Genomic DNA, 11,629 nt, shown 5'->3' on the forward strand with positions numbered 1-11,629 from the left:
CCATTCGGGTTTTGTTATTGTTAATTAGCGTACTTCTGCACCAGCTGCTGCTAATGCTTTTAATACTTTATTGTGCGCTGTGACTACTTCTTCGTCTGTTAATGTGCGTTCTGGGTCGAAATATGTTAATGAGAATGCTACTGATTTTTTACCAGCCGTCATTTTCTCCCCTGCATAAACATCAAATACTTTTACTTCTTTCAATAAAGAAGTTCCTGCACCTTTAATAATGCTTACAATTTCACCAGCTGGAGCTGCTACATCCAATTCTAATGCGATATCACGACTCATTGCCGGGAAGCGAGGAATCATTGAATAAACAAGCTCTTCTTGTGTTGCACTTAAAATGGCATTCAAGTTCAGTTCGGCTACATATGTTTCTTTTACATCAAATGCTTTTTGTTCTTGCGGATGAAGCTGGGCAATGACACCCACTTTTTCGCCATCTAATAATACATCAGCTGTTCGACCTGGATGTAAACCGTCTACTTGCGCTTTTACATAGCTTACTCGAGCTGTTAAGCCTAATTTAGCAAATACCGCTTCAACAATACCTTTTGCAACGAAGAAATCAACATTTTTCTTTTCGCCCTGCCATGTATTATCTATCCATTTACCTGTTAACACAAGCGCTAAGTGCTCTTCTTCAAATGGAAGTTCTTCAGCAGTTTGTCCAAGGAATACTGAACCAATTTCATATAATGCTACTGTTTCCGCTTGACGGGCTACGTTATAGCTTGCTGCCTCTACTAAGTGAGGAATTAAGCTTTGGCGTAATGTTGAGCGTTCTTCAGACATAGGCATTAATAATTTTGTTGTATCTTCAGCTTTTAATGCAAACTTTTGAGCGTGCGCTGCTGAAGTTAATGAGTAAGTTACCGCTTGATAAAGACCGGCACCTTCCATTACATTGCGTACGATACGGCGTCCTGACTGATAAGGCGTTAACCGGCCAACTTGATCACTCGCCGGTAAGCTTACAGGAATCTCATCATAGCCATACATACGTGCAATTTCTTCAACGATATCTTCCGGAATTTTAATATCTTGTCGTCGCGTTGGAGCATCAATGATCAATAAGCCATTTGCTGCTTCCACATCAAATTTTAAACGCTCTAAAATAGACAGCATATCCTCTAACGAAATCTTCATACCTAAACGGCCGTTAATAAAGTCAGGTGATACAACAACACGGGCAGGTGACTTATCAAGTTCATCAACTAGCACTGTACCTTCAAGTACTTCACCGCCTGCTAATTCAGCAAGTAATTGTGCTGCACGTTCTGCTGCAGGAAGGACACGATTCGGATCAACACCTTTTTCAAAACGCGCTGAAGAATCTGAACGTAAGCCGATCTCTTTTGAAGTACGGCGCACAGAAGCCGGATTGAAGTATGCAGATTCGATTACTACTGTCGTTGTAGTATTTGATACTTCTGATTTAGCACCGCCCATAACACCTGCAACCGCTTCAGCTTCTTGACCATTTGTAATGACAAGATTGTGGCTAGCCAATTTACGCTCCTGATCATCAAGCGTTGTCATTACTTCACCATCACGTGCCATACGCGTTACGATTTCACCAGTTGCCAATTTATCGTAGTCAAATGCATGTAATGGTTGACCGTATTCCATTAATACGTAGTTTGTAATATCAACTACGTTATTATGTGGTCGTACTCCTGCAGACATAAGCGCATGCTGCAGCCATAATGGCGATTCTTTTACTTCAATGTTTTTTACAACTTTTGCTGCGTACATCGGATTTGCTTCTTTATCTTCTACCGTTAACTTTAAAACGTCTTCCGCTTTTTCAGCTGAAGCTGTATAAACGATTTCCGGTAATTTTACATCTTGGGATAAAATCGCAGCTACTTCATAAGCAACACCAAGCATGCTCATTGCATCCGAACGGTTCGGCGTTAAACCAAGCTCAAGTACTGTATCACGTAAGCCTAAAACTTCTAATGCATCTGCACCTGGAGTTGAATCGGCAGGTAATACATAAATCCCATCTGCATAAGCTTTTGGCACAAGACGGCCTTCAATGCCCAACTCTTGAAGTGAACAAATCATTCCGTTTGATTCTTGCCCGCGTAACTTCGCTTTTTTAATTTTAATGCCGCCTGGCAATTTTGCCCCTGGACGCGCTACGATGACTTTTTGACCAGCATCAACGTTTGGAGCCCCACACACGATTTGTTGAAGCTCATCTTCCCCAACATCCACTTGACACACATTTAATTTATCTGCTTCCGGATGTTTTTCTTTTGATACAACATGACCAACAACAACATATGACATGCCTAGTGAACGGTCAATTACTGCATCAACTTCAATACCCGCACGCGTAATTTTTTCTGCTAATTCATTTGCTTCTATAGAAGAAATGTCTACATATTGACTTAACCATTTTAATGAAACTAACATTTATATTGTCCTCCTTCTTACACTTCTGCCTGGTGGAATTGTGATAAGAAGCGTGTGTCATTTGTATAGAAATGACGAATATCATCCACACCGTATTTTAACATTGCGATACGTTCTGCACCGATACCGAAAGCGAAACCTGAAAGCTTAGTTGAATCGTAGCCAGCCATTTCAAGTACGTTCGGGTGTACCATACCAGCACCTAAAATTTCAATCCAGCCAGTTTGCTTACATACATTACAGCCTTTACCTGAACATTTATGACAAGATACGTCAACTTCTACAGAAGGCTCTGTGAATGGGAAGAATGATGGTCGCAGGCGGATTTCGCGTTCTGCTCCAAACATTTTCTTGGCCAATGCATCAAGAGTTCCTTTTAGGTCAGACATGCGGATATTTTCCCCGATTACAAGACCTTCAATTTGCATGAATTGGTGAGAGTGTGTCGCATCATCTGTGTCACGACGGAATACTTTACCTGGGCAAATCACACGAATCGGTTCGCCTTTTTTGGCTTCCATTGTACGTGCCTGAACTGGAGAAGTATGTGTACGCAATAATGTTTCTTCTGAAATATAGAATGAATCCTGCATATCACGGGCCGGGTGACCTTTAGGCAAGTTCATTGCTTCAAAGTTATAGTAGTCTTTTTCTACTTCAGGTCCTTCTACGATTTCGTAGCCCATACCTAAAAACAGGTCTTCGATTTCTTCGATTACACGTGTTAACAAGTGACGGTTTCCTGCACGTACTTTTGCACCTGGTAACGTCACATCGATTGACTCGTTTTCAAGCTGCGCTAAAATTGCAGCTTCTTCTAAAACAGCAACCTTTTTCTCAAGTTCAGCTGTTACATTTTCACGTACAGTGTTAACTAGGGCACCCATTTTCGGACGTTCTTCTGCAGAAAGTTTCCCCATTCCTTTTAATAAATCCGTGATCGGTCCTTTTTTACCTAAGTACGCAACACGAACGTCATTTAATGCTTTTAAGTCAGCTGCATCGGCAATTTTTGCTAATGCTTCTTGTTCCAATTGCTTTAATTGTTGTTCCATTTACAAAGTCCTCCTTAATAAAATCCAGTGTCATAGTGCCTGGTCTGAACCCGTTGCTTTAACAAATTTACATATACGCACTATAATAATCACCATTTTTGAAAATAAAAAATCCTCGCCCCCTAAGAAAGGGACGAGGACGAGTTTCGCGGTACCACCCTAGTTATTGCAAAAAGCAATCACTTCATTGGAGCTAACGACTATGTCTAGCCGGCAATCCTTTCACCACAAGTGGATCCCGGATGCTGCTCGCGGGGTGAACTTCACTATACAATTTGTTAGCAAGCTTTCAGTCATTGGCTTGCATTCCCTAAAACAAATGGTGTATACCTACTCTTCCCGGTCAACGCATTTCGTAATATATTCTCCAACTAGTTTAATGTATTTTCGTACATTTATCAACTAGCTGGAGCGTTTTTCATCATTACATATCCCAAAGAAGGATTAATAAAGAACCTAAAACAGTCAATACTACTAAACCGATTCCGTATACGATGTTCGAGTAGATAGCCCACTTGTCATTTGTTTCACCAGCGTGCATGAAGACAATAAACTGTAAACCTGCTTGAATGAATGCTGTCACTAAAAGGATAACCATTCCAGTTGTGAATGACATATCTGTGAAGTACACAAGCATTGCAATCACTGTTAAAATCAGTGAAAATACGAAGCCCATAATTTGGCCTATTGGGAAGAACTTAGCCATAGATTACATCATTCCTTTCAAGTAAATGAAACTGAAGATGAAGATCCAAACAACATCCAGGAAGTGCCAGTATAGTGAGAATACAAATGTTTTCCCTGCTGTTACTGAGTTAAGTCCGCGTTTGGCAATTTGGATCATAATGAAGATTCCCCAGAATAAACCAAACGTTACGTGAAGACCGTGTGTTCCTAACGTTGTTAATAAAGCAGATGTGAAGGCACTAGTCGTAATACCTGCACCAACATGTACATAGTGTACAAATTCGTAAATTTCTACAGAAATGAACGCTGCACCAAGTAATAACGTAATACCCATAAATGACAATGTCGCTTTTTTACTGCCAAGACGCATAGCATGAATAGCTAAACCGATTGTAAAACTTGATGTTAAAAGAATAAATGTTTCTGCCAATACTGGACCGATTTCGAAAATCTCAGCAGCAGTTGGACCGTCACCTGTACGACCCGAAAGGACAAAGTATGATGCGAATAATGTACCGAATAACATAATTTCCGCACCTAGGAAAGTCCAGAATCCGAAGATTTTCAGGTTATTTTCCTCTGTTGAATATTCCAATGGAACATTGTTATTAACTTTACCCATTATTTCGCACCTCCTTCTTCTTCATATTTTTTCTCGATTAATTCTACTTCTTCTTTATGGATATGGTAGCCATGGTCGTCTTCTAGAGAACGGTAACCCATGCAAGCTAAAATACCGATTAAGCTGATGATTGCTAAAGTGAACATGCTGAATACTAAAGCGAAACCACCGATGAAGAAGAATATTGATAAAATAAATGTTTGACCTGAGTTATTTGGCATGTGAATATCTTGAATTTCACCTTTGAATAACTTCGTGCCGTTTTTCTTAGAATCCCAGAATGCTTCTGAATTTGAATCAGTTACGTCCGGAGTGATTGCAAAGTTATAGTGTGGGATTGGTGTATGTGTCGCCCACTCAAGACCACGTGCATCCCATGGATCTGAACCGATGTCTCGTGGAGAGTTTTTGAAACTGTACCAAATGTTCCATACTAGCATTAAGAATGAAACAGACATGATTCCGGCACCGACGAACGATACCATGTTTAAAGTACTGAAACCTGCAGCATCAGAGTATGTGTACATACGACGTGCTTGACCATCTAAACCAGTGATATACATTGGAATGAATGATAGTACGAAACCTATAGACATTACCCAAACAGTTGCTTTACCAAGACGCTCATTTAACATGAAACCGAACATTTTTGGCCAGTAGAACGTTAAACCAGCTAACATCGCGTAAACAACACCAGGGATGATTACGTTATGGAAGTGGGCTACTAAGAACATTGTGTTGTGGTATTGGTAGTCAGCTGCTGACATCGCAAGCATAACCCCTGTAACACCACCAAGTGTGAATAAAGGAATGAAGTGCAATGCATACAACATTGGTGTTGTAATAACAATTTTCCCTTTATAAAGTGTGAATAACCAGTTGAAAATTTTAACCCCTGTTGGGATCGCAATTGCCATTGTTGTGATCGAGAAGATCGAGTTCGTGAATGCACCTTGACCCATTGTAAAGAAGTGGTGAGTCCATACAGCGAACGAGAATACTGAAATTAAGATCATTGACCAAACCATTGATGTGTAACCATATAAGTTACGACGTGCGAATGTCGAAATAACTTCAGAGAAAATACCGAATGCCGGTAAGATTAAGATATATACTTCAGGGTGACCCCAAACCCAGAACAGGTTGGCCCAAAGCATGTCCATACCACCGTCACCGATAGCAAAGAATTTAGTATCCCATAGACGGTCCATTGTACCCATAGCTAATGCTACTGTTAATACTGGGAACGCGAATACGATAATTAAGTTTGCAATAAGTGCTGACCAAGTGAACATTGGCATTTTAAATAATGTCATGCCTGGAGCACGCATTTTCATGATAGTCGTAATGAAGTTAATACCTGTCATTAATGTACCAAGACCCGCAATTTGAAGTGCCAGCATGTAATAGTTTGTACCAACTGATGTACTGAATTCATTATCCGCTAATGGGAAATATGAAGTCCATCCAGAATCAGGAGATCCCCCAACGATGAATGAGATATTGAATAATCCCATACCCATGAAGAATAACCAGAATGCCAAGTTGTTCAAACGTGGGAACGCAACGTCACGTGCCCCGATTTGTAAAGGTACTAAAAAGTTAAAGAAGAATGTAATGAATGGCATTGCCATGAATAAAATCATGACTACTCCGTGAGTTGTAAATACTTCGTTATAGTGCTGAGCGTCTAAGAAACCGTTTTCTGGAATAGCTAGCTGTAAACGCATCATTACGGCATCGACACCGCCGCGGAAAAGCATAACTAAAGCAGTGATTAAATACATGATACCGATTTTTTTATGGTCAACAGTTGTAATCCATTCACGCCATAAGTAGCCCCACAATTTAAAATAAGTAACGATCGCTACTAACGCGATTGACCCTAAAACGATAGAAGCCATTGCGATATAAATTAATGTGCTTGGGTGTGGAACTGCAAACTGTGCAAAGAATTCCGACATAGTAGTACTCCTTTCGAAAAGTTGTTACTTTCAAAAATTAGTGTGAAGAATGGTCCTCTTCATCCTCTTTTTCTTCGTCTGAAGATTCATGGTTGTGTTCCGGAGCTGGTGAGAACTCTAGATGTGTACCAGTATAAGTTTGTTTACCAAGGTGACCTGGCTCTAATAATTCGTCAAACTTCTCTTCTGTTAATGGAGCAGCCGTTTCATGAACTTCTGTTACCCATTCGTCGAATTCAGTTTGAGTTAATGCTGTTACATCAAAAATGTTTTCTGCTGTACCACGACCTGAGAAGTTCGCGTTACGTCCCCAGAATTCACCTGGGTTGTCAGCAGCTAAGTGTAATGTTGTTACCATGTCTGCCATTGCGTATTTCTGACCACCAAGTTGTGGAATCCAGAAACTTGTAATTGGACCATAAGAATAAAGTTTAAATTCAACCGAGCGTCCAGCAGGAATGTATAGGTAGTTTACTGTTTCAATACCTTGTTCTGGATAGCTGAAGTGCCATTTCCAGTTAGATGAAGAAGCATAAATAACTAAAGGTTCCTGATCTTCATATTCTTGAGGAACATTCTCAACAATGTAGTTACTCTTAACAGAAACAAATGATAAGAAAATAACGATGATTACAGGAATACCAATCATAATTGTTTCTACAAGCCAGTGACCATGAATATGCGGTGGCTCGTAATCTGGACTTTGTTTTGATGCACGGTATTTAAATAACATAAACACCAAAATTGCTAATACTGTTAAAACAATCCCTGACATTAAGTAAATTAATAACATTGTGTCATCGGCTTGTCTTTGAGCTTGAGGACCTTTAGGATCAAGTACTGCTAACTTATCGTTACAGCCTGCTAATAGAATAGCACCTAGTCCCATGAAAGAGAGTAATGTTCCCTTCATATTTACTTTCATAGTTGGACTCCTTTCCAAATAAATAGAGCTTGTTAGATTTTGCTTAAGCGCTTTCATGTGAGAGCGAAAATAAAATAATGACAATAGTGTTACTACGAATGAATAATTTCACTTATTACCATTTACACTATGCATATAGTGGCAAATAACCAGAACATCAATTCATCACCATTTAGAACCTTTAAATTGAATCCCATAATTAACAGTTTGCTCACTATTTCAAAAAGCATTATTTTATTTTTTTGTTGTGACAACTTAAGGCGCCTGTCTAACCTACTTAGATTTTAGTTAAACATCAAATAAGTGTCAAAACATCAAATTGGAAAATACCCTTATTTCTGCCATTTTTCGAGCAATTCTTTTTTAATATTTTAAAATAATGACGACAAATGCAGTAAAACAAAGCAATTACGAGCTAAAACACACCTACATTTCAAAAATGACATTTCTATGAACTCGTTAATGTTCATATTTTGTGACTAATCAGAAAGCGCTTAATGTTTCATATTATGGGTTTTATTTCCACTTTTTACCTAATATTTTAAAAGAAATGGGATTTTATAAGTACTTACTTACAAAATCCCTCGTTAACTTTTCGACTGTTTATTTTACAAATGCATACAGTAAAATTCCTGTTGCCACCGCAACGTTCAATGATTCTGCCCCGCCAAATATAGGAATGATGATGTTCTGGTCTGTTTTTGCCAAAATTTGAGGATTAATGCCACTCCCTTCATTACCCACAATTAATGCAAATGAATCACTTGGTTCCACTTTTTTGTAAGAAATAGATTCGTCCAATGAAGTTCCATATACACGAACATTATCAGCCTGCAGGTTTTCCACCCATTCCAACAAGTCGCCACGTACGACTGGAATATGGAAATGAGAACCTTGTGCAGAACGCAAAGATTTCGGATTAAATGCATCGACACTACCCTTCCCTAATATAACTGCATCAACTCCAGCTGCATCTGCAGTTCGGATCATTGTGCCGATATTTCCCGGATCTTGAACCGCATCGACTAAAAGTACTTTGCGCCAATTTAATTGTTCATCTTCGGAGATTTGGCGTTGCTTACAATGGGCAAATACCCCTTGGGAATTTTCAGTTTCCGCAATTTCTTTTGAGACTGCATCATTTACGTGTACTAATACCACTTCATCAATTGCCCATAATAAAGGTAGATCAACACCATCACGCACAATGATTTGCACGATTTGATCTTTATGTTTTAACGCTTCTTCCACTAAATGAAAACCTTCTACTATATATTCTCCTGTTTTTTCACGTTCTTTTCGTTGTGTCACAAGCTTTTTCCAATGCTTCACTAGCGTATTTTGTGTCGATTCGATTCTTTTCATGATTTCCCGTCCTTTTTTACGTACTCGATTGTATATTTTAGCACAATTATTTTGTAATCCATAATGCAATGCCATGTATAAAGTTTATTATTTTGAACAAAGTATGGGAAAAGGAGGTTTCATATGGATTTTCAAATTCGACAAGCAATTACTGCCAATGTAATGGGCTCAGATGCCGCTGAATTTCAGGATATCGTCAATGATGCAATTGCACGGGGGGAAGAACATTTACTTCCAGGCCTTGGTGTATTCTTGGAAAAATGGTGGAACGGTGCAAGCGAAAGTGAGCGAAACGATTTTTCACAAAAATTAGCAAAACAATTTGTCAGCTAACATTTAGCATAACCACCCATCATTCAATTATGATTCCATACAAAAAAGCAATCCAGCGTCTCCCGGATTGCTTTTTCTATGTAGTGATGGGGCATTCCATCTTGAATACAGACATCACTTGTAGTTCTTCATGAATCGTCACAGCGTCTCCCGTTGTTATTCATGTTGGACTACTACATTATTTATTTGCCCTTCCTGCACATAAATAATGTATGGTTCGCAGCGGCGACTACAACCCGTAGTATAAAGCCAACTGCCTGTTACTTTTTACGCCAATAAAGATACTAAAACTGCTTTTTGTGCATGCAGACGATTTTCTGCTTGCTCAAATATATAAGAATTTGGGCCGTCAATAACTGACGTCGCAACTTCTTCCTCTCGATGTGCCGGTAAACAATGAAGGAACATATAATCCGGCTTTGCATGGGCAACCAATTCATCATTAATCTGGTATTTCGCAAAATCCTTTAGTCGCTTTTGCGTTTCTTCTTCCTGCCCCATAGATGTCCATACATCTGCATAAACAGCATCTGCATTTGTAACAGCTGCCACAGGGTCATTCGTTACAACAATGGTACTGCCGTTTCGAGAAGCAATCACTTGTGCTTTTTCAATAATACGCGTATCGCATTCATATCCTGGTGGTGTTGCAACTGCTACATGCATACCAACATGTGCTGCAGCAACAATAAGCGCATGTGCTACATTATTGCCATCACCTACATAAGCAATTTTTAATCCTTTCAAATCCCCTTTATTTTCGGCAATTGTTTCAAGATCAGCTAATGCCTGACATGGATGATCAAGATCCGTTAAACCATTAATGACCGGAATCGATGCGTTATCAGCCAATTCTTCCACCATCGTATGGGAGTTGGCACGAATCATAATTCCGTCTAAATAACCTGACAATACTCTTCCTGTATCGGAGATTGGTTCACCACGGCCAATTTGCATATCACGTGCATTCATATACATGCCATATCCTCCGAGCTGCTGCATGCCTACTTCAAATGATACACGTGTACGCGTTGAACTTTTTTCAAAGATCATGCCAAGTGTCTTACCTTCCAATAATCGTGGACATTTGCCCGCTTTTGTAATTATTTTCAACTGAGTAGCAAGTTCAAGCAGTTGTTTCACTTCTTCACTCGTATAGTCAAGCAATGTTAATAAGTCTTTTCCTTGTAAACTTTCAACGGGCTTTAATTGCACTTCTTCTAATAATTTCATCATTACACACCTCTGTGAGCTTTATGTTGGTTTTATTATACAAATGAATAAATATAAAATCAAGTGAATTATTATAAATTATTTAAATTAATTTAATTATTCAATAATTACACCGTTTTTTCAAAACAAAAATTTTACTTAAGCGATATTTTCCCTGTTTATTGGAGAAAATTTTTGATTTTTATTGAATTCCAATTCATTTTTTAGCATACTATTTACAGCAGTACTTTTTGGAAATAATTTACTTGTAATGAAAATTGATTATTTAGGAGGAATTATTATGCCAAACGCTATCCATACAGTGGAATTACCATTATCAAACGATGTAATATGGAATTTTCTAAAGGATTACAATAATTGGGCCCCATTAATCCCAGGTTATATCGAGCACGAAGCACTACATGATACACAGTTCACTTGGACTTTACTGGCAGATTTAGGGTTCACGAAAAAAAAGATTATACTTCAAGTCGATATTACGGATTCTATTGAGCCAACTGATGTAAAGTTTAACATTAAAGGATTATCAGACAACTTTGACGGTAACGGCTATTTTAATATTGCAGACGGCACTAACGAGTGCTCTCAAGTTACAGGAAGCCTCGATTTGTCTGCCGGCGGTTTTATGGGGATGATGATCAACCCTGTATTGGAAAGTTTCGTACCTAAAGTGACAACCGATTTGACGAACTCAATTGAAACAAAGCTTACTGCCCTGCATGATGTAAAATAAACAAAAAACCATTAACTTTCCCGATAACCGGAAAATTAATGGTTTTTGCTTATTTTATTGGGGATTGTACAGCATGTTTCAGCATACGATGCACTCAACTTTCTCATCATATTCACTGCAGACACTAATACAAACTTCATCTATAAATAATATAGTCACAGTAAAGTTCGTCGTTTGATAACTGCTAAACTCATTCATCTTTTCATGAATTAGTGGTTATAGTCTCTTTGAATTGTTTGGTCTTTTCATAATAGCATCGAAATTAGCTGCTTATACCTAATA

General features: G+C 38.6%; 10 protein-coding genes and 1 other annotated feature. Of the genes, 2 read left to right on the forward strand and 8 right to left on the reverse strand.

Annotated features, from left to right (window positions below; all coding sequences use genetic code 11):
* Nucleotides 1-24: 24 nt before the first annotated feature.
* From pheT to AC6CH1_RS11595, 7 genes are all read right to left on the reverse strand, one after another.
* Nucleotides 25-2,430, reverse strand: a complete 2,406-nt coding sequence (gene pheT, locus AC6CH1_RS11565; protein ID WP_498317589.1) for a phenylalanine--tRNA ligase subunit beta — start codon at nt 2,428-2,430, stop codon at nt 25-27.
* Nucleotides 2,431-2,447: 17 nt separating this feature from the next.
* Nucleotides 2,448-3,485: a phenylalanine--tRNA ligase subunit alpha gene (gene pheS, locus AC6CH1_RS11570; protein ID WP_014823150.1), complete on the reverse strand. Its 1,038-nt coding sequence runs from the start codon at nt 3,483-3,485 to the stop codon at nt 2,448-2,450.
* Nucleotides 3,486-3,611: 126 nt separating this feature from the next.
* Nucleotides 3,612-3,841: a binding site (T-box leader), on the reverse strand.
* Nucleotides 3,842-3,909: 68 nt separating this feature from the next.
* On the reverse strand, nt 3,910-4,191 hold the full coding sequence (gene qoxD, locus AC6CH1_RS11575) for a cytochrome aa3 quinol oxidase subunit IV (RefSeq protein WP_008407695.1): 282 nt from the start codon (nt 4,189-4,191) through the stop codon (nt 3,910-3,912).
* A 3-nt stretch (nt 4,192-4,194) separates the two neighbouring features.
* Nucleotides 4,195-4,794, reverse strand: coding sequence for a cytochrome aa3 quinol oxidase subunit III (gene qoxC / locus AC6CH1_RS11580; RefSeq protein ID WP_014823149.1), 600 nt, complete (start codon nt 4,792-4,794; stop codon nt 4,195-4,197).
* On the reverse strand, nt 4,794-6,758 hold the full coding sequence (gene qoxB / locus AC6CH1_RS11585) for a cytochrome aa3 quinol oxidase subunit I (RefSeq protein WP_498317591.1): 1,965 nt from the start codon (nt 6,756-6,758) through the stop codon (nt 4,794-4,796). Before qoxB ends, qoxC begins: the two co-directional genes overlap by 1 nt.
* Before the next feature lie 37 nt (nt 6,759-6,795).
* Nucleotides 6,796-7,683 carry a cytochrome aa3 quinol oxidase subunit II gene (gene qoxA / locus AC6CH1_RS11590; protein ID WP_251686533.1) on the reverse strand — a complete coding sequence of 296 codons (888 nt, stop codon included), beginning with the start codon at nt 7,681-7,683 and terminating at the stop codon, nt 6,796-6,798.
* A gap of 603 nt (nt 7,684-8,286) precedes the next feature.
* Nucleotides 8,287-9,048, reverse strand: coding sequence for a TrmH family RNA methyltransferase (locus AC6CH1_RS11595; protein ID WP_498317593.1), 762 nt, complete (start codon nt 9,046-9,048; stop codon nt 8,287-8,289).
* Between the two features lie 123 nt (nt 9,049-9,171).
* On the opposite strand from AC6CH1_RS11595, the gene sspI reads away from it, so the two are divergent.
* Nucleotides 9,172-9,381, forward strand: coding sequence for a small acid-soluble spore protein SspI (gene sspI, locus AC6CH1_RS11600; RefSeq protein ID WP_251686531.1), 210 nt, complete (start codon nt 9,172-9,174; stop codon nt 9,379-9,381).
* A gap of 267 nt (nt 9,382-9,648) precedes the next feature.
* Here the strand turns inward: sspI and argF are convergent, their stop codons facing one another.
* Nucleotides 9,649-10,614 carry an ornithine carbamoyltransferase gene (argF, locus tag AC6CH1_RS11605; RefSeq protein WP_498317779.1) on the reverse strand — a complete coding sequence of 322 codons (966 nt, stop codon included), beginning with the start codon at nt 10,612-10,614 and terminating at the stop codon, nt 9,649-9,651.
* A 280-nt stretch (nt 10,615-10,894) separates the two neighbouring features.
* Here argF and AC6CH1_RS11610 point away from each other — a divergent pair, with 280 nt between their 5' ends.
* Nucleotides 10,895-11,347 carry an SRPBCC family protein gene (locus tag AC6CH1_RS11610; RefSeq protein ID WP_498317596.1) on the forward strand — a complete coding sequence of 151 codons (453 nt, stop codon included), beginning with the start codon at nt 10,895-10,897 and terminating at the stop codon, nt 11,345-11,347.
* Nucleotides 11,348-11,629: the final 282 nt, after the last annotated feature.

The organism is Solibacillus sp. GQ1 (genome assembly GCF_059758555.1).

Coding starts and splice junctions, on each gene's coding strand:
- qoxD (WP_008407695.1), bottom strand. CDS start 4,191: ATGGCTAAGTTCTTCCCAATAGGCCAAATTATGGGCTTCGTATTTTCA.
- AC6CH1_RS11595 (WP_498317593.1), bottom strand. CDS start 9,048: ATGAAAAGAATCGAATCGACACAAAATACGCTAGTGAAGCATTGGAAA.
- qoxA (WP_251686533.1), bottom strand. CDS start 7,683: ATGAAAGTAAATATGAAGGGAACATTACTCTCTTTCATGGGACTAGGT.
- argF (WP_498317779.1), bottom strand. CDS start 10,614: ATGAAATTATTAGAAGAAGTGCAATTAAAGCCCGTTGAAAGTTTACAA.
- pheT (WP_498317589.1), bottom strand. CDS start 2,430: ATGTTAGTTTCATTAAAATGGTTAAGTCAATATGTAGACATTTCTTCT.
- qoxC (WP_014823149.1), bottom strand. CDS start 4,794: ATGGGTAAAGTTAATAACAATGTTCCATTGGAATATTCAACAGAGGAA.
- AC6CH1_RS11610 (WP_498317596.1), top strand. CDS start 10,895: ATGCCAAACGCTATCCATACAGTGGAATTACCATTATCAAACGATGTA.
- qoxB (WP_498317591.1), bottom strand. CDS start 6,758: ATGTCGGAATTCTTTGCACAGTTTGCAGTTCCACACCCAAGCACATTA.
- sspI (WP_251686531.1), top strand. CDS start 9,172: ATGGATTTTCAAATTCGACAAGCAATTACTGCCAATGTAATGGGCTCA.
- pheS (WP_014823150.1), bottom strand. CDS start 3,485: ATGGAACAACAATTAAAGCAATTGGAACAAGAAGCATTAGCAAAAATT.